The following is a 17,022-nucleotide window of genomic DNA, read 5'->3' on the forward strand; positions in this document are numbered from 1 at the left end:
GCAATACCGGGCAACACCCGGGACAGTGGAACGGCAAGGTCTCGTTAAGGCCGTTAACCATACCGTGGCGCAGTTGTGTACGAAACCCCGCAAACCCACGGAGCCATCATGACTTCGATTTCGGCGGCCTCCGCCGGTAACTACCAGTCGCCTCTCCAGCGACTGCAACAGGAATTACAATCGGAAGTTTCCGACGGCACGATTTCGTCGTCCGACCAGTCCGCGCTCACGACGGCGCTCCAGGACATCGACACGGCGCTCCAGCAGAGCCGCTCCAGCGACCAGTCGAGCGGTACCAAGCCGTCCAAGGACGGCCTCAAGTCGAAGATCGACGACCTCATCTCCAACGAGGTCACGAACGGGACGCTGACGTCGGACCAGGCCGACGAGCTGAAGGGCGTGTTTCAGTCCGCTTTCGCCAAGGGTCCCGAGGGAAAGGGTCCCGGCGGGCCCGGTGGTGCGGGTGGCCCGCCGCCCGGACCGCCGCCGTCGGACGACAGCCCGCCTTCGGATTCGTCGACGACGGATTCGACGAGCAGCAGCTCGACCGATTCCAGCACGGCGAAAATCCTCGAGCAGTTCCTCCAGGCGCTGCAACAGTCGCAGTCGTCGAGCTCGTCCTACGGTGCCAATGGCACGACGAGCTCTTCGAGCAGTTCGGATTTTTCTGCGCTTCTGATCGACTACCAGAGCTGACCCGCGCGACGCAGGTCGGCGCGTTCCTCGCCGCGATCGTGCTTCACCCAGGGCGCATGATCGTCGGCGGGTAAACCGCACATCGCGTATCGTTCCTGAGTGACACAGGAACCTTCGTCGCGATGCAGCGTGGAGCAACGAAATTGCCGCAGCTCAGGAACCGCAAGGGACCGTGGCTGTTCTCCCCGCACAAGTTTTCTGCTGAAGGAGAGGACAACCATGTTGATGAAATCGATCGCCGCCGGTCTTGCCGGCACCGCTTTGCTTGCGTCCGTTGCGTTTGCGCAAAACCCGACCACCACCACGGACAAGTCGCCAACCGCGGCCACCGCGACGACCACCACCACAACCGCGTCCGGCGAATGGCGCGCCTCGAAGATGGCGGGCGTGAAGGTCTATAACGACGCCAACGAGAACATCGGCTCGATCAACGACCTGCTGATGGACAAGACTGGCGCCGTGAAGATCGCCGTGATCGGCGTCGGCGGCTTCCTCGGCATGGGTGAGCATCTCGTCGCCATTCCGTACGAGAAGCTGAAATTCGTCAACGAGGCCGTGGCCTATACCGGCGCGACCGGCACGAGCGCGAACCCCAACGCCAGGCCCGCCGCGAGCACTACAACGGGCGCCGCGACCGGCACCGAGAAGACGACCACGTCGTCTTCGTCGAAGTGGTATCCGGACCACGCCGTGTTCAACGCATCCAAGGACGAGCTGAAGAACATGCCCGAGTTCAAGTACTCGGAGTAATGCGGCTCCCGTGACGGCCTGAACGAAGCGCGCCCGGTTTGCACCGGGCGCGCCGTCGTGCCTCTTTCGTCATTGCGACGAGCGCTTGCGACGAAGCAGTCCAGAGCTATCTCCGCGGATGCATTCCTGGATTGCGTCGCTTCGCTCGCAATGACGAAGGGCGCGCCTCAATTCCCCTTCACCAGCGGGCAGCCGCCCTTGTCGAGCGGGCGGAAGGCTTCGTCGCCGGGCACGGTGGCGATCAGCTTGTAGAGGTCCCACTCGCCCTTGGATTCTTCCGGCTTCTTCACCTCGAACAGATACATGTCGTGGACCATGCGGCCGTCGATGCGGATCTTGCCGCCCTTGGCGAAGAAGTCGTTGATCGGCGTCTTGCGCATCTGCTCCATCACCTTCGGCGCTTCATCGGTCTTGATGGCGTCGATCGCCTTCAGATAATGCATGGTCGCCGAATAGAGGCCGGCCTGGATCATGGTCGGCATGTGGCCGACCTTGTCGTTGAAGCGCTTGGAGAAGGCGCGCGTCTCGTCGTTCATGTCCCAGTAGAACGCGTCGGTGACGATCAGACCCTGCGTCGCCTTGATCCCGAGCGAGTGTGTATCGGTGATCTCCTGCAACAGCGCGATCATCTTCTGGCCGCCCTGCACCAGACCGAATTCGGCCGCCTGCTTCAGCGCATTGGTGGTGTCGCCGCCGGCGTTGGCGAGCGCGACCACCTTGGCCTTGGAGGCCTGGGCCTGGAGCAGGAAGGAGGAAAAGTCCGACGAGTTGAGCGGGTGGCGGACGTCGCCAAGCACCTTGCCGCCGCTCTCCTTGACCACGTTGGCGGCGTCGCGTTCGAGCGCCATGCCGAAGGCGTAGTCGGCTGTGACGAAGAACCAGCTGTCCTCGCCGCGCTTCACCATCGCTCGGCCCGCGACGTTCGACAGCGCATAGGTGTCGTAGGTCCAGTGCACCGTGTTGGGCGAGCAGGCGACGCCGGTGATGTCGGAAGATCCGCCGCCGGAATTGATGTTGATCTTGTTCTTCTCGCGCGTCAGCGCGGAGATCGGCAGCGCCACCGAGGAGGTCGGCACGTCGAAGATCGCGTCGACCTTCTCGTTGTCGTACCAGTTGCGGGCGATGTTGACGCCGACATCGGGCTTGTTCTGGTGATCGGCGGCGACGACCTGGACCGGCTTGCCGGCGACCTTGGCGCCGTAATCGGCGACCGCCATCTCGACTGCGGCGAGCGAACCCTTGCCGGTCGCGTCCGCATAAAGGCTCGACATGTCCGTGAGCACGCCGATCTTGACGACGTCGTCGGAAATCTGCGCCTGCGCCGCGCCCGATGTGGCGGCGATGGCGAGACCGGCCGCGACCGCGGCAATGAGTTTGTGCATGTAATTTTCTCCCTCAGCGTTGTTGTTTGGGCGTTGTTGCGGGGCCTGTTCTAGCGACAAACGGTCGCGGCCGCAAAGCGCTCGGCGCCATAGCGGAATGCAAAAAGAGAAGGGGCGGCCCGTGTTCTTACCCTCGCCCCTTGTGGGAGAGGGTGGCTCGCCGCGTAGCGGCGAGACGGGTGAGGGGTTCTCTCCGCGCGCACCCATCTTGCATTTGACCTGCGGAGAGATACCCCTCATCCGGCGCTTCGCGCCACCTTCTCCCGCAAGGGGAGAAGGGAGAAGAACACCACCAATCAGGCGCTACTGCCCTTCAGCCGTTCGTTGCGTCGGCGCAAGCCTTCCAGGGTGGCGAGGAGGATGACTGAGACCGTCGTCAGGATCACCGCCGCTGCCGTGATGGTGGGGCTGATGTTCTCGCGGATGCCGCTGAACATCTCGCGCGGCAGGGTGCGCTGCTCAGGCCCCGCCATGAACAGCACGATCACCACCTCGTCGAAGCTGGTCGCGAAGGCGAACAGCGCGCCCGACGCCAGCCCCGGCAGGATCAGCGGCAGGATCACGCGGCGGAACGCATAAAGCGGCGAAGCGCCGAGCGAGGCGGCGGCGCGGGCCAGATTGGTGTCGAAGCTTTGCAGCGTCGCGCCGACCGTGATCACCACAAAGGGCGTCGCCAGCGCGGTGTGCGCCAGGATCAGGCCGAGATAGCTGCCGGTCAGCCCGATCGGCGCGAAGAAGAAATACAGACCGACCGCGGTGATGACGCCGGGCACGACGACCGGCGACAGCACGAAAGCCAGCACCAGCGGCTTGAACCGGCTCTTCCATTGCGCCAGCCCAAGAGCTGCCAGTGTGCCAAGCAGCATCGACAGCAGAGTCGAGGCGACGCCGATCATCATGCTGTTCTTCAGCGAATTCATCCAGCGCGGCGACGTGATGAAGTCGTCGTACCAGCGCAAGGAGAGGCCCGGCAGCGGATAGGTGAGGTAGGAGCCTGAGCTGAAGGACAGCGGCATGATCGCAAGGATCGGCGCGATCAGGAAGATGAACACCAGCGTGGAGACGACGATGGTCGCGGTCCAGGCGATGCGCTGGCTGGGCGTGCGGAGCGAGGCATTGTCGCTCAATTCTTCATCCCTCCCGTGACCTGCTGGCCCTGCACCAGCCTGCCGTAGACGAGAGCGAGCAGAACGGTGGCGAGCAGCAGCACCGCTCCCAGCGCCGAAGCGAGGCCCCAATTGGCGGTCTCGGTCGTGTAGAGCGCGATGAAATAGCTGATCATCTGATCGGCGGCGCCGCCGACGAGCGCCGGCGTGATGTAGTAGCCGAGCGCCAGGATGAAAACGAGCAGGCTTCCCGCGCCGATGCCGGGCAGGGTCTGGGGCAGGTAGATGCGCAGGAAGGCGGTGAGGGGTGGCGCGCCGAGCGAGGCGGCGGCACGCATGTAGGCCGGCGAGATCGCCTTCATGCTGCTGTAGAGCGGCAGGATCATGAACGGCAGGAGGACGTGGGTCATCGCCACGCAGACGCCGAAGCGGTTGTAGATCAGGCGCAACGGCTCGTCGATGATGCCAAGCCAGTGCAGACTGTCGTTGACGACGCCCTTGCTCTGCAACAGCACGATCCAGGCGCAGGTGCGGACCAGAAGCGACGTCCAGAACGGCAGCAGGACGAAGATCATCAGCAGGTTCGACCGTCCCGGCGGCAGCGTCGCCAGGAGGTAAGCGACCGGGAAGCCAAGGATCAGGCAGAGGGCCGTGACGCCGAGGCTGATAAGGAAGGTGCGGGCGAAGATTTCGCGATAGATGGCCTGATCCGGCGAGGCTGCGACGATCGCGCCGTCCAGGTTCCGCGTTAGGTCGAGCGCTGCCAGAAGGTAGAAGCCGGTGACGGGGCCGCCGGCGTCCTTGATCGTCGTCCAGGTCGCGCGGTCGCGCCAGGCCGGGTTGATCTTGCCCAGTGTCTCCCTGGCCGTGCCGGGCTCCGGCGCAGCCTTCAGATTGCGTGCCGTGCTGGTCAGGATCGTACGAAAACCGTTCAGTGCGTAATTGAGCCGCTTGGCTGCGATCGCGACGGTGCCGGCGGCGCGTGCTGCCAGGATGTCGCTCGCCAGCGCTGCGTAGGCCTTTTCGTCCGGCAGGTCCTTGCCGTCCCAATCGGCGAGCGCAGCGACTGTTTGCGGCAGAGCCTGACGCACCTCCCGGTCATCGACCGCACGCCACAGCATGCCGGCGATCGGTCCTGCGAAGGTGAAGAGCAGGAAGACGAGAAGCGGCATGACGAGTGCCAACGCCTTGATCTGCCGCGCGCGCTCCGCCTGCTTCAGGCGACGCTTGAGCGGCACGTTGGCCAACGCATCGGCGCCGGTCGGGCAGGCTGCCGTCATCAGGAGAGCCTCCTTGACCGGGTATCCGAGCAAGCGCCTCGTCCTTCGAGACGACCGCTTCGCGGTCTCCTCAGGATGAGGCTCATCGAAAGCAGTGCCTGTGAAGCAGTCGCCGCATGCTCTGTCCTCATCCTGAGGAGCCCGCCTCCGGCGGGCGTCTCGAAGGATGGCTGCAACGAAATTGCTCTCAACGCGCGCCGCACGCCGGTTCGGCCACGCGCTACTTCGCGGCCCATTTGTTGAAGCGCTCGGTCAGGCGGTCGATGTTCTCGAGCCAGAAGGCGACGTTGATCTCGACCGCGTTCTTGATGTTGTCAGGCGCGGTCGGCAGGTTCTTCAGGACGGCCGGCTGGATCAGGGCGGCTGCGTCCTTGTTGGAGGTGCCGTAGGCGATGTTCTCGGACAGCTTTGACTGGTTCTCCGCCTTGCCTGCAAAATCCAGGAACTTGTAGGCCGCGTCCTTGTTCGGGCTCCCCTTCAGGATGACCCAGCTGTCGAGGGTGAAGAGCGCGCCGTCCCACACCATGCCAAAGTTCTTCTTCTCGTTCTTGTTCGCGGTGTCGATGCGGCCGTTGTAGACCGAGGTCATCGCCACCTCGCCGGAGGCGAGCAATTGCGGCGGCTGGGCGCCGGCCTTCCACCAGACGATGTCGCCCTTGATGGTGTCGAGCTTCTTGAAGGCGCGCTCGACGCCCTCGTCGGTCGCCAGCACCTTGTAGACGTCCTTCGGGGGGACGCCGTCGGCCATGAGGGCGATCTCCAGCGTGGTCTTCGGGCCCTGACGCAAGGCGCGCTTACCCGGAATCTTCTTGGTGTCGAAGAAGTCGGCCCAGCCGTTGGGCGCCTCCTTCAGCTTGTCCTTGTCGTAGCCGAGCACGAAATCGTAGAGGATGGCGCCAACGCCGCAGGGGTTGATGGATGGCGGGATATAGGCGGCCTCGCCGCCGATTTTGGCATAGTCCAGTTTCTCGAACAGGCCTTCCTCGCAGCCGACCGCCAGTTCGTCGCTCTCGACCTGGACGACGTCCCAGGTGGCGGCGCCACCCTGCACCTTGGCGCGCAACACGCCGACGCCACCGTCCCAGGACTCGTCGTTCATCGCAACGCCGGCCGCCTTCTTGAACGGCTCGAAATAGACCTTCTTCTGGGCATCCTGATACGCGCCGCCCCACGACACGACGGTGAGGTCACGCGCCTGCGCGACCGTGGCCAGCGCAGCGCTGGCGCTGAACGCTGCGGCGAAACCCAGAGCAATCTTGCCAGTCTTGCGCTTCAGCATGGTCTTGGTTCCTTCTTCATGTGCGTTGCGTTGGTCGGATCAGACGGGATCGAGGGCCAGGCAGTCCTCGGGACGGAAGGTGATGAACACGCTTTCACCAGGTGTGAGACTGTCATGCGCCACGGGCTGAAGCTTGACCATGAACTCGGCGTTGCCGGCGACATCGAGCACGGCCAGCGCGTGGTCGCCGAGATAGATGGTGTTCTGCACCCTGGCCGGCAGCCGGTTCGGCCCGTCGCCGGAGGCGCCGTCGGGGACGATCGCGATGCGCTCCGGCCGTACCGACAGGGAGGTCGATGCGCCTGCGCCTGAGACGTTGACCGCCCGTGCGTTCACGACGCCGCCACCAGCCAGCGCGACGCGGCAATAGTCCTTGTCGACCGTCTCGACGGTGCCGGTCAGCACATTGTTCTCGCCGATGAAGTGGGCGACGAAGCTGTTGACCGGATGCTCATACAGTGCGTCGGGCCTGTCGATCTGCTGCACGATGCCGTCGTTGAACACGGCGATGCGGTCCGACATGGTGAGCGCTTCACTCTGGTCGTGGGTGACGTAGACGACGGTGATGCCCATCGTCTCGTGCAGTTGCTTGATCTCAAGCTGCATCTGCTCCCGCAGGCGCTTGTCGAGGGCGCCGAGGGGCTCGTCCATCAGCACCAGTTGCGGATTGAAGACCAGCGCGCGGGCCAGCGCCACGCGCTGCTGCTGACCGCCGGACAGCTGCCCGGGCCGCCGCTGCGCCAGCGTCTCCATCTTGATCATGCGCAACGCCGCCGCTACGCGCTCCTGCGTTTCCGCCTTGCTCGTGCTGCGAACGGAAAGCGGGAACGCGATGTTCTCCGCGATCGTCAGGTGCGGGAACAAGGCATAGTTCTGGAACACCATGCCGATGTCGCGCTTGTGCGGCGGCACGTTCTTCATCGGCCGTTCCGCGAGATAGATATCGCCCTGGGTCGGAACCTCGAAGCCAGCCAGCATCATCAGCGTGGTCGTCTTGCCCGAGCCCGACGGGCCGAGCAGGGTGACGAACTCACCCTTCCTAATGTCGAGATCGAGGTTTTTCACCACGAGATGCTCGCCATCATAGGTTTTCTGAATGCCGGAAAAGCGCACCAGTGCCGGCGCAGGCGTGACCATGCCGGCTTTCATGTCGTCCTCGCGTTGTCCCCTACAGTGCCGTCCCACCTCGTCTGAGGTCGCGAAGCAGCTTAGCATCCTCCGATGGGAATGCCAGCGGCGCCAACGGGGCGCGCGCGGGTCCGATGCGCGAAGGCGCGCTACATCCCCGACAGCTTCGTCACATACACGTTCAGCGAGCCGCCGGCCTCCGCGACCACGCGCAGTGTCTTGGAGTCGAAGGCGATGTCGGCGAGCGTCAGGCTGTCGATCTTGGCGTCCACGCGCAAGCCGTCCTCGCTTTTCTGGAAGTCGGCGATCGCAGCCGCGATCTTGTCGCGCGCGTTCGCGGCGATCGGCTTCAGATCGAGCGTCGCCTTCTGCACCAGTGCCTGCTGCATCTGCGGCACCACCGCGCGTGCGGCGGCTCCCAACAGGCCGAACGCCGCCTCAGATTCGACCGCGAGCTGGATGTCGGCGAGCCGCAGCGTCTGCTGCGCCTGGTCGAGCATCGGCCGGCCCCAGATGTGCACGGTTGCCTCGGCGCCGAGCCCGAGCCAGCTCTTCTTCTCCTTGGCGCGCACCAGCAGCGAGATCAGGAGCCGGTCGCCCGACGGGACCACGTCGACGCTCTTCACGGTGACGTCGACCGGGCCGGAGCCGTCCTCGGGATAGGTCTTGCCCACCATTTGCGCTGCAATCAGCTTGTTGATCTCGGTGAAGGGCACATCGATCGGAACGCCGATGTTCACGCCGGTGCCGGTCGGGGGCACGATCGAGATCTTGTCGGGGAACGGGCAATCCGGTTTGGTTTGCGTGGAGGTCACGCGCGTCTCGGCCTCGAGGCCGAGCAGCAGCGTCACGGCCTGCGCGTCGACGCGCGGCTGCGCCGCAATCGCCCGCACCGGCTTCATCTCGAGCCAGAGCGGCGGCAGCGTCGCCGAGGAGCCCGTGCCTTGCAGCGGGATCGAACGGCACGCCTTGGCCCATTGCACCTTGGCGTTCTCGCGCAGGCTGGGATCGTTACGGATGCGTTCGGCGACGACGTTGAGCTGCTCGCCGACTGTCTTGTCGATCAGCGGCTTCACCTGCGCCGGCACGTTCACCTTGGCGCCGGCGACGTTGAGGTTGGTGTCGCCGAGATTGACCTGCGCGCCGAGATTGGGCTCGAGATGCCAGGCGGCGGCGAGTTTCGGCCGCGAGGTCACGACCACATTGCCCTTGATCTCGGCGCTGGCGTTCAGGTTCTTGATGTTGACCGCGCCGATCCGTTTCGCCGCATCGCCGCCGAGCACGCTGCCGAGCGCATCACCGAGCGCGCCGGTGGCTTTCGACGACAGCGAGCCCGTGACGTTCAATTTTCCGGTGAGCGGCGTCGACAGCGTCAGCACGTCCTTGTCGCCGGTGGCCGACATCGGTCCGCGCACGGCGGACCAGCCGATGTCGGCGTCTTGCAGGATCTGCGAGATCGGGTTCTCGGCCTTGCCGGCGAAGTTGCGCGGCGAGGCCTTCTCGGCCTGGTCCCGGATCGCCGACAGCGCGATTGCCACCGGCGCCACCACGATCGAGTTGCGCGAGACCGGCGGCAGCGGCGGCAGTTGCACAACCGGCGGCGCCGAATTGGTCGCGCGCGGCGACAGCCAGTCCATGATCTTCAAGCTGATGACGAACGACGCCGCGAGCACCGCGACGGCGATCAGGATAGTCTTCACGTTCAACGTCAGACGCATCAATCCCCCAAGCCGCCCCGGCCGGAGTCTACAGGGCGGGCGAGGGGGGCGCTAGAGCGCACCGATGGGGTGGAATTGGGGCGAATGTGTTAACGGCCGCGGCCGTGCCGTTGACGTTTGTTATCGTGGCGCCGTGCGCCGGGGACGACGGACCGCTCTCACATTGCCGCGATCTCCGCCGCCGCAGAAAAGGCGATCTCCGCCATCGGACTCCAGCCCCGAGACCATCGTCCCTGCCGGCAGGTCGAGCTGCTCCAGCACCCTGCCCGTGTCAGGATCAATCCGTCGCACGTCGCTGTCGTCGCCCTCCCAGGTGCCATGCCAGAGCTCGCCGTCGACCCAGGTCACGCCGGTGACGAAGCGGTTGCTTTCGATGGTGCGTAGAACCTTGCCGGTCGCCGGATCGATCTGATGGATCTTGCGCTCGCGGTATTGACCGACCCAGAGCGAGCCCTCGGCCCAGGCCAATCCGGAGTCGCCGCCGCCGCCAGGTGCCGGGATGCTCGTCAGCACTTTTCCGGTCGCGGCGTCGATCTTCTGGATGCGGTCTTCGGCGATCTGGAACAGGTGCCTTCCATCGAACGCCGTTCCCGCATGCGCGGCGACATCGATCGAGCGCGCGATCTCTCCGCTCGCAGGATCCACCGCATTCAACTTGTCGCCGGATGCGAACCAGACATGGGTGCCGTCATAGCTGACGCCATGCACGGCTTTGACGCCCTCAAAGGGTCCGTACTCCCTGACAATCTCGGCGGCTGAACGCTTCATGTGGTGATCCCTCTGACCTGGCTCATCTTACGTCTTCAGGATCGGCCCGGGGAGTAACAAGCCTGTCGGGAAACCGGGGACGGGCGGCGTCATCCAGCGGCGTGCGCGCCCCTGCCCGAAGGACTGCACCTTGTTCGATCGCGCGAGCTCTTCAAGGGATCGCTGCACTGTGCGCGCGCTCGTTCCCAGCGCCAGCGCGAGCGCCGAGCTCGACCAGGGCTCGCCATCGGAGAGGAGGGCGAGCACGTCGGCGTGCTTTTCTTCGACGGGCCGCGCCAGCACGAGGACGTCGCGCGTCTTCCGCGGCGCCAGCACAAAACCCTGCTTCGTCGCGCTGATGTCGGCCAATGGCTTGAGCTGGGTGCGAAGCCGTCCGATCTCGACGCGCAACCGCGCGCGGTGCGACTCATCGGCGTTCTTCGCTTGAAATGGGCCCGCAATCAGCGCCTCTCGCGAGACATCCGCAGGCCACGCCTGCGCCAGGATGCGGGCGAGCGCGAACAGCACCGGGCGCGTTCCGAGCGACACGACCACGTCCTGCTTGCGCACGGAATGATGGAACGTGTCCACGACAAGCGCCGCCGAGGTCGCCAGCTTTTCGACCTCCCCGAGCAGCAACGGGTGCTCGCTGCCGCGCGCGATCAGGCGCGCTGTCGGCGTGTCGAGGACGAGGTTTGCGCTGTCGACCTCTGCCGAGAGTGCCGGGATTTTTGCCTGCCGCGCGGCGCGAGCCGCGCGGTCGAGCGCGGCGCGCGCGTCTTTCGTCCTGAGCCGCCTGATTGCGATGCCGGCGATTACGAGCTCGCGGACGACCTGCGATGCAGGCAGGAGCGGGGAGGTGCCGATCTCGGCCAGCGTGCGCTCCGCCTCATCGGCGCGTCCAAGCAGGAGAAGGCGGCGGGCCTCGATATGGCCGGCATGGGCGGCGTTGGCGAGATCACCGTGCTTTTCGAGCGTTGCGCGTGCGGCTGCGAGCGTTTTCACCGGCCAGCTCAGGTCACGCGACACGAGCGCGATCTCGGCTTCGGCCACCACGCACCTTGCGCGCGCGACTGCTTCTCGCGGGCCGAAGGCGCGCGCAGCGTTCCGCAGCAGTACCTTGGCCTTTGCGAGATCGCCAAGCTGCGCCATCGCGATGCCGCGCAGCGCGAGCGAGGGGGCATCGTTGCGCAGCGCCACCCGGTTCAGCGCGCCGAGCGGATCGCCGGCCTCGAGTGCGCGCGCCGCGGCCGTGATCAGCGACTCCATGCAAATCCCGCCACACTTGTTACTCCCACCGCGCGACGATCCGATGCGAGAACAGGCTCACGACCGACGATGTGCGGCGAGACGCGCTTCGGTCTGCGCCGATCAGGCGCAGGACGATCGCCCAAGCAAAGGGTTTGGAGAGCCATGACGACAGCCACTCAATCAGCCAACAACGGACAGCCCGCCATGCAAACACCGCCAGTGGTGTCGCCGCAAGACTGGGAGGCAGCCCGGCAGCAACTGCTCGTGAAGGAAAAGGCGCATACCCGTGCCCGCGACGCACTCGCTGCCGAACGCCGGCGCATGCCGTGGATGGAGGTGGACAAAACCTACGCATTCGAGGTGCCCTCGGGCAAGGCCAGTCTGCTCGACCTGTTCCAGGGTCGAAAGCAGCTCATCCTCTACCGGGCCTTCTTCGAGCCGGGCGTGTTCGGCTGGCCGGATCACGCCTGCCGCGGCTGCTCCATGGTGGCCGACCAGGTCGCCCATGTCTCCCATTTGAACGCCCGCGACACCACGCTGGTGTTCGCCTCGCGTGCGCCGCAGGCCGATATCGCGCGGCTGAAGCAGCGGATGGGCTGGGAGATCCCGTGGGTCACCATCACCGACAGTTTTGACGCCGATTTCGGCGTCGGCGAGTGGCACGGCACCAACGTGTTCTACCGCGACGGGATGCGCATCTTCCGCACCTATCTGATCAAGAGCCGCGGCGACGAGCAGATGGGCGGCACCTGGAACTACCTCGACATCACCCCGCTTGGTCGCCAGGAGCCCTGGGAGGATTCGCCGGCAGGCTATCCGCAGAGCCCGACCTACAAATGGTGGAACTGGAACGACAGCTACGCGGAAGGTGCTGCGCCCGACAAGAAATGGGTCGAGGTGTCGGACGCCGGCGAGAAGGCGCTGCGCGAGAAGGGCGCGCAGTGACCGAGGTCTGTTCAGTCAGCGCGGCCGCCGATGGCGGCCGCGCTGGCAGGGAAGCGGCATCGCGCCTCGCCAGATGGCTCGGTCTTGCGGCCACGCCGACCTTCGCGATCATGGCCGCGCTGACGGCCGTTCTCGGCGATGGTCCGGCCGACATGCTCTGTGCCGCCGGGCACGGGTCGCTGCTCGGCGGGATGGTGCCGATGTATCTGCTGATGAGCGCGTTTCATGCTTCGGCGTGGCTGAGGTTAGTGTCGAGGTGGCGGCGAGAGGGCTCCAGTAAGAGGCTTCCGCCTGTGTGAACGCCTCGTCCTTCGAGACGACCGCTTCGCGGTCTCCTCAGGATGAGGCTAATCGGCATCGGCGCCCCAGCGAAAGCGCGCCGCGCACTCAGCCCTCATCCTGAGGGCCCGCCGAAGGCGGGCGTCTCGAAGGATGATGCGATCCGCGCTGCGCCAGTTCATGCAGTTCGGAAAAATCACTGCGCATGAAGGCTTCCTTCTTGGCGCGGCTCCATTTCTTGAGTTTTCGTTCGCACTCAATCGCGTCGGTGATGTTATTGAACCATTGTGAGAAGATCAGCGTCACGGGTCTGCGCGACTTTGTATAGCCGCCGAATGTGCCGGCGTTGTGCTGCGCTACTCTGATCTTGAGCTCTGTCCGTGTCGTACCGATGTAGTAGCTGCCATCAGCACATTTGAGAATGTAGATCCACGCGCCTTCGGTCATCGTGAACGCCTCGTCCTTCGAGACGACCGCTGAGCGGTCTCCTCAGGATGAGGCTAACTGGCATCCGTGGCTTGCTGCAAGCATCAAGCCGCACACTCCGACCTCATCCTGAGGAGCCCGCCTCAAGCGGGCGTCTCGAAGGATGGCCACCAATCACCAACCCAAACGAAAACGGCCCCAGGCTTGCCGGGGCCGTTCGCATCTCAATCCTGCTCGCGGCTTACCGCGTCGCGGTGCCGAGCTCCGCGCGGCGCTCGGTCATTGGCAGCACGATCACCTTGGTGCCGACGTTGACGCGGGAATAGAGGTCGGAGACGTCTTCATTGGTCAGGCGGATGCAGCCGGAGGAGACGTGCTTGCCGATGGTCTCGGGGGCGTTGGTGCCGTGGATGCGGTAGACGGTGCCGCCGAGATACATGGCGCGGGCGCCGAGCGGGTTGCCGGGGCCGCCGGCCATGTGGCGCGGCAGATAGGGCTGGCGCTGAATCATTTCCGGCGGCGGGGTCCAGTCCGGCCACTCGGCCTTCTTGGTCACCGACTGGGTGCCGGACCAGGTGAAACCGTCGCGGCCGACGCCGATGCCGTAGCGAATCGCCTGGCCGTTACCGAGCACGTAATAGAGATAGGTGTTGGGCGTATCGATGATGACGGTGCCCGCCGGCTCGCGGGTCGCGTAGCTCACCGTCTGGCGGCGGAAGCGGGCCGGGGTCTCGACGGCGTCCTGATCCTCGGACGGCGCGGCCTGGTAAGGCGTCGCCTGATAGGGCTGGTAGGGCTGAACCGGCTGCGGCGCGGTCATCGGCGGCAGCGGCTGGAAGAACGGAAACAGCTGCACGGGCGCGGCCTTGGCCGGACCGGAGAACGCGATTGCGGTCACGGCCATTGCAGTGAAAGCAACGGCGCGCGAATACGTCTTGAACGTGTCCAGATTAAACATTTGTCGCCCCTGTTTGCGCGGTGTTTCTTGGTCACCCCGGCACCGTTTCGGTGCTCTGTTGCCTAATTCACTAACGACAAAAAGTTTCGGGACGTTTGCGCGGAAAACCGAAAACGGTTTCGTCGCGGCAAGGATTGTTTCATGACAGTTTCGTGGCCGGGTGCCGCCGTTAACGAACAAAACAGCGGGCCGACATTTATGTGACGTCACACGCCTGAAATATCCGTGGTTGATGGTCCTCAGCCGAGAATCATCAAACTCTCGGGATTCGCCCATGCGGGTATTAATCGCGACTGACGCCTGGCATCCGCAGGTTAACGGTGTGGTCCGGACGCTGACCTCGCTGGCGGCCGCCGCCAAGGCCCTCGATGTCGAGATCGACTTCGTGACGCCGGACGGCTTCCGGTCCTGGCCGCTACCGACCTATCCGGGTATTCGAATTGCGCTGCCGAGCGGCAAAGAGATCGCGCGGCGGATCGAGAAGGCGGCGCCGGAGGCCCTGCATATTGCGACCGAAGGTCCGATCGGCTGGGCCGCGCGGGCCTATTGCCGCCGCAACCGCCTCGCCTTCACGACGTCCTACACGACGCGTTTCCCCGAATATGTCTCGGTGCGGACCGGCATCCCTGATGCCGTCGGCTATGCCGTGCTGCGCCACTTCCACGATGCCGCCGCCATGACCATGGTGGCGACCCCGTCGCTGCGGCAGGAGCTCTCCGGGCGCGGCTTCAAGCGGCTCGGCTTCTGGGGCCGCGGCGTCAACACCGAGCTGTTCCATCCTGATTCGCCCGCCACGCTGGATCTGCCGCGGCCGATTTTCATGACCATGGGCCGCGTCGCTGTGGAGAAAAACCTCGAAGCGTTCCTCTCGCTCGATCTGCCCGGCACCAAGGTCGTCGTCGGCGACGGCCCGCAGAAGGCGGCGCTCGAGAAGAAGTATCCCAATGCCGTCTTCCTCGGCGAGAAGAAGGGTGCGGATCTCACTTCGCATCTTGCGGCTGCCGATGTGTTCGTCTTCCCAAGCCTCACCGACACGTTCGGCGTGGTGCAGCTGGAGGCGCTCGCCTGCGGCACGCCGGTTGCGGCCTTCCCGGTGACGGGTCCGAAGGACGTCATCGCCGATCATCCGATCGGGGCGATCGATCACGATCTGCGCACGGCCTGTCTGCGCGCGCTGACCATGTCGCGCGAGACCTGCCGCAACTTCGCGCTGGAGCGCTCCTGGGAGAACAGCGCGCGCCAGTTCGTCGGCAATCTCACCTCACTCCAGCCCAGCCGCATCCTGCGCGCCTCGCCGGTCATGGCGCGGCGGCCGGTGCGCGGCTGATCCAAAAACGTTTGAACCACAGCGAGAACCTCATCGATGGCTAAGATCATGAACCTTGACGACACCCAGCAGCTCGACCTCACCCGTGGGACGGTCGAGCAGGCTTACGACCGCTGGGCGCCCGTCTACGACCTCGTGTTCGGCGGCGTGTTCGCCAAGGGCCGGGCCGCGGCGATCGCAGCCACCAACAAGATCGGCGGCCGCGTGCTCGAGGTTGGCGTCGGTACCGGCATCTCGCTGCCGATGTATGCGCCGCATCTGCGCATCTTCGGCACCGACATTTCGGAAGCGATGCTGGACAAGGCGCGTCAGCGCGTCGCCGACGGCAATCTCAAGAACGTCGAGGGTCTCGCGGTGATGGATGCCGAGAAGCTCGAATTCCCCGACAATTCCTTCGACGTCGTGATGGCCCAATATGTCGTTACCGCGGTACCGAACCCGGAGAAGGCGCTCGACGAATTCGCCCGCGTGCTGCGTCCGGGCGGCGAGCTGATCATCCTCACCCGCGTCAGCGCCGACGCCGGCATGCGCCGCTTCATCGAGCAGAAGCTCCAGCCGGTGGTGCGTCCGCTCGGCTTCCGCACCGCCGAGTTTGCCTGGTCGCGTTACGCCAAGTGGCTGTCCGGCGCCCATGGCATCGAGCTCGCCGAACGCCGCCTGATTCCGCCGCTCGGCCATTTCTCGCTGGTGCGCTTCCGCAAGGTCGACGTCGCCAAGGCAGCCTGAGTGAGGCCGTGAGAACGGCGGCTTGGTCCGCCGCTCACGCGATCGCGTGCGTCATCGCGTCGCTGCCCATTGTCACATGACAAAATGATGATGTCACACGGCGTACATCGAATCCCTGTAAATCCCTTACCCGAAAGCCTTTTGGGGGAAAGCATGATCAAGAATTACCTCGAGCAGCTGCGGATTCAGCGCTGGGACGACCATCGCTACTATCACCACAGCCGCATCAATCAGAGCCTGCACTTCGTCAGCGCGATGAGCTTCCTTTTCGCCTATGTCTGGCTGTTCGTCGATCCCGCGATCTCGGCGCTGGTCGGCTGGCTGGTCTCGATGACCTCGCGCCAGGCCGGTCACTTCTTCTTCGAGCCGCATGATTACGACCACATCAACCAGGCCACCCACGAGTACAAGGAAGACATCAAGGTCGGCTACAACCTTCAGCGCAAGGTGGTGCTGATGGTGATCTGGGCTCTCTCGCCGCTGGTGCTGGTCGTCGATCCGACGCTGTTCGGCCTGTTCACGCCCTGGGCTTCCGCAGCCGACTTCATGCGGCAGGTGGCCAAGATCTGGCTCGTGATCGGCGGCGGCGGTCTGCTGTTCCGCACCGTGCACCTGTTCTTCATCCGCGACGTTGAGACCGGCCTGGTCTGGATGACCAAGATCCTCACCGACCCGTTCCATGACCTGATGCTTTATCGCAATGCGCCGATGGCGCTGATGCGCGGCGAGCTGATGGATCCCGGCCTGCACCTCAACCCCGAGCACACGCTGGGCTTGATCTCCGAGCCCGTGCTCGAAGAGCAGCACGCCTGAGCGCGCCGCTCTCACATAACATTCCGATGTCTGATGGTTACGTCATGCCCGGCCTTGTGCCGGGCATCCACGTCTTGAGGGATGTCTCTTCGCCTCTCCCCGCGTGCGGGGAGAGGCCGGCGCGCGCAGCGCGACGGGTGAGGGGGAGTCTCCGCGGGGGTGTTGCTTGCAATATGCCTGCCAACGCTCACCGCGCCCGCGGAGACTCCCC

17 protein-coding genes are annotated in these 17,022 nt (G+C 65.0%); 7 read left to right on the forward strand and 10 right to left on the reverse strand.

The window, feature by feature from the left end; genetic code table 11:
* Positions 1-108 precede the first annotated feature (108 nt).
* Positions 109-696: a hypothetical protein gene (locus IC761_RS08720; RefSeq protein ID WP_195802848.1), complete on the forward strand. Its 588-nt coding sequence runs from the start codon at positions 109-111 to the stop codon at positions 694-696.
* 219 nt (positions 697-915) lie between these two features.
* A complete protein-coding gene (locus IC761_RS08725; protein WP_195802849.1) occupies positions 916-1,446 on the forward strand; it encodes a PRC-barrel domain-containing protein in 531 nt (176 codons plus the stop codon).
* A gap of 167 nt (positions 1,447-1,613) precedes the next feature.
* On the opposite strand, the gene IC761_RS08730 is transcribed toward IC761_RS08725, so the two are convergent.
* The 8 genes from IC761_RS08730 to IC761_RS08765 all read right to left on the reverse strand — a co-directional run bounded on the left by IC761_RS08730 (position 1,614) and on the right by IC761_RS08765 (position 11,355).
* Positions 1,614-2,828: an ABC transporter substrate-binding protein gene (locus IC761_RS08730; RefSeq protein ID WP_195802850.1), complete on the reverse strand. Its 1,215-nt coding sequence runs from the start codon at positions 2,826-2,828 to the stop codon at positions 1,614-1,616.
* A gap of 296 nt (positions 2,829-3,124) precedes the next feature.
* Entirely contained in the window at positions 3,125-3,955 is an 831-nt protein-coding gene (locus IC761_RS08735) for an ABC transporter permease (RefSeq protein ID WP_195802851.1), read from the reverse strand.
* On the reverse strand, positions 3,952-5,214 hold the full coding sequence (locus IC761_RS08740; protein WP_195802852.1) for an ABC transporter permease: 1,263 nt from the start codon (positions 5,212-5,214) through the stop codon (positions 3,952-3,954). The genes IC761_RS08735 and IC761_RS08740 overlap by 4 nt, the downstream gene beginning before the upstream one ends.
* A gap of 220 nt (positions 5,215-5,434) precedes the next feature.
* Positions 5,435-6,493: an ABC transporter substrate-binding protein gene (locus IC761_RS08745; protein ID WP_195802853.1), complete on the reverse strand. Its 1,059-nt coding sequence runs from the start codon at positions 6,491-6,493 to the stop codon at positions 5,435-5,437.
* 39 nt (positions 6,494-6,532) lie between these two features.
* The gene (locus IC761_RS08750; RefSeq protein WP_195802854.1) at positions 6,533-7,642 is read right to left on the reverse strand and encodes an ABC transporter ATP-binding protein; all 1,110 of its coding nucleotides are present in this window, start codon (positions 7,640-7,642) and stop codon (positions 6,533-6,535) included.
* Between the two features lie 128 nt (positions 7,643-7,770).
* Positions 7,771-9,339 carry a DUF4403 family protein gene (locus IC761_RS08755; protein WP_195802855.1) on the reverse strand — a complete coding sequence of 523 codons (1,569 nt, stop codon included), beginning with the start codon at positions 9,337-9,339 and terminating at the stop codon, positions 7,771-7,773.
* Positions 9,340-9,459: 120 nt separating this feature from the next.
* The gene (locus IC761_RS08760; protein WP_195802856.1) at positions 9,460-10,107 is read right to left on the reverse strand and encodes a Vgb family protein; all 648 of its coding nucleotides are present in this window, start codon (positions 10,105-10,107) and stop codon (positions 9,460-9,462) included.
* A 27-nt stretch (positions 10,108-10,134) separates the two neighbouring features.
* On the reverse strand, positions 10,135-11,355 hold the full coding sequence (locus tag IC761_RS08765) for a helix-turn-helix domain-containing protein (RefSeq protein ID WP_195802857.1): 1,221 nt from the start codon (positions 11,353-11,355) through the stop codon (positions 10,135-10,137).
* 144 nt (positions 11,356-11,499) lie between these two features.
* Between IC761_RS08765 and IC761_RS08770 the strand changes: the two genes are divergently transcribed.
* Together IC761_RS08770 and IC761_RS08775 are read left to right on the forward strand one after the other, a co-directional pair.
* A complete protein-coding gene (locus tag IC761_RS08770) occupies positions 11,500-12,282 on the forward strand; it encodes a DUF899 domain-containing protein (protein WP_195802858.1) in 783 nt (260 codons plus the stop codon).
* Positions 12,279-12,581: a hypothetical protein gene (locus tag IC761_RS08775; protein ID WP_195802859.1), complete on the forward strand. Its 303-nt coding sequence runs from the start codon at positions 12,279-12,281 to the stop codon at positions 12,579-12,581. Before IC761_RS08770 ends, IC761_RS08775 begins: the two co-directional genes overlap by 4 nt.
* A gap of 88 nt (positions 12,582-12,669) precedes the next feature.
* Here IC761_RS08775 and IC761_RS08780 read toward each other — a convergent pair whose 3' ends face one another.
* Positions 12,670-13,008: a GIY-YIG nuclease family protein gene (locus IC761_RS08780; RefSeq protein WP_195802860.1), complete on the reverse strand. Its 339-nt coding sequence runs from the start codon at positions 13,006-13,008 to the stop codon at positions 12,670-12,672.
* Positions 13,009-13,228: 220 nt separating this feature from the next.
* Complete coding sequence (locus IC761_RS08785; protein WP_195802861.1) at positions 13,229-13,945, reverse strand: L,D-transpeptidase; 717 nt, start codon at positions 13,943-13,945, stop codon at positions 13,229-13,231.
* Between the two features lie 274 nt (positions 13,946-14,219).
* Here IC761_RS08785 and IC761_RS08790 point away from each other — a divergent pair, with 274 nt between their 5' ends.
* The 3 genes from IC761_RS08790 (at position 14,220) to IC761_RS08800 (ending at position 16,811) form a co-directional block, all read left to right on the forward strand.
* Positions 14,220-15,272: a glycosyltransferase family 4 protein gene (locus IC761_RS08790; RefSeq protein ID WP_195802862.1), complete on the forward strand. Its 1,053-nt coding sequence runs from the start codon at positions 14,220-14,222 to the stop codon at positions 15,270-15,272.
* A gap of 36 nt (positions 15,273-15,308) precedes the next feature.
* Positions 15,309-15,998 carry a class I SAM-dependent methyltransferase gene (locus IC761_RS08795; RefSeq protein WP_195802863.1) on the forward strand — a complete coding sequence of 230 codons (690 nt, stop codon included), beginning with the start codon at positions 15,309-15,311 and terminating at the stop codon, positions 15,996-15,998.
* Between the two features lie 153 nt (positions 15,999-16,151).
* Positions 16,152-16,811, forward strand: a complete 660-nt coding sequence (locus IC761_RS08800; RefSeq protein WP_195802864.1) for a hypothetical protein — start codon at positions 16,152-16,154, stop codon at positions 16,809-16,811.
* Positions 16,812-17,022 lie beyond the last annotated feature (211 nt).

Source organism: Bradyrhizobium commune (assembly GCF_015624505.1).
In the GTDB taxonomy this organism is placed as follows: domain Bacteria; phylum Pseudomonadota; class Alphaproteobacteria; order Rhizobiales; family Xanthobacteraceae; genus Bradyrhizobium; species Bradyrhizobium commune.

Excerpts from the sequence above, each read along its gene's own strand:
- IC761_RS08755 (WP_195802855.1), bottom strand. The coding sequence starts at position 9,339 with ATGCGTCTGACGTTGAACGTGAAGACTATCCTGATCGCCGTCGCGGTG.
- IC761_RS08720 (WP_195802848.1), top strand. The coding sequence starts at position 109 with ATGACTTCGATTTCGGCGGCCTCCGCCGGTAACTACCAGTCGCCTCTC.
- IC761_RS08790 (WP_195802862.1), top strand. The coding sequence starts at position 14,220 with ATGCGGGTATTAATCGCGACTGACGCCTGGCATCCGCAGGTTAACGGT.
- IC761_RS08765 (WP_195802857.1), bottom strand. The coding sequence starts at position 11,355 with ATGGAGTCGCTGATCACGGCCGCGGCGCGCGCACTCGAGGCCGGCGAT.
- IC761_RS08725 (WP_195802849.1), top strand. The coding sequence starts at position 916 with ATGTTGATGAAATCGATCGCCGCCGGTCTTGCCGGCACCGCTTTGCTT.
- IC761_RS08760 (WP_195802856.1), bottom strand. The coding sequence starts at position 10,107 with ATGAAGCGTTCAGCCGCCGAGATTGTCAGGGAGTACGGACCCTTTGAG.
- IC761_RS08780 (WP_195802860.1), bottom strand. The coding sequence starts at position 13,008 with ATGACCGAAGGCGCGTGGATCTACATTCTCAAATGTGCTGATGGCAGC.
- IC761_RS08795 (WP_195802863.1), top strand. The coding sequence starts at position 15,309 with ATGGCTAAGATCATGAACCTTGACGACACCCAGCAGCTCGACCTCACC.
- IC761_RS08750 (WP_195802854.1), bottom strand. The coding sequence starts at position 7,642 with ATGAAAGCCGGCATGGTCACGCCTGCGCCGGCACTGGTGCGCTTTTCC.
- IC761_RS08800 (WP_195802864.1), top strand. The coding sequence starts at position 16,152 with ATGATCAAGAATTACCTCGAGCAGCTGCGGATTCAGCGCTGGGACGAC.
- IC761_RS08745 (WP_195802853.1), bottom strand. The coding sequence starts at position 6,493 with ATGCTGAAGCGCAAGACTGGCAAGATTGCTCTGGGTTTCGCCGCAGCG.
- IC761_RS08770 (WP_195802858.1), top strand. The coding sequence starts at position 11,500 with ATGACGACAGCCACTCAATCAGCCAACAACGGACAGCCCGCCATGCAA.
- IC761_RS08785 (WP_195802861.1), bottom strand. The coding sequence starts at position 13,945 with ATGTTTAATCTGGACACGTTCAAGACGTATTCGCGCGCCGTTGCTTTC.
- IC761_RS08740 (WP_195802852.1), bottom strand. The coding sequence starts at position 5,214 with ATGACGGCAGCCTGCCCGACCGGCGCCGATGCGTTGGCCAACGTGCCG.
- IC761_RS08730 (WP_195802850.1), bottom strand. The coding sequence starts at position 2,828 with ATGCACAAACTCATTGCCGCGGTCGCGGCCGGTCTCGCCATCGCCGCC.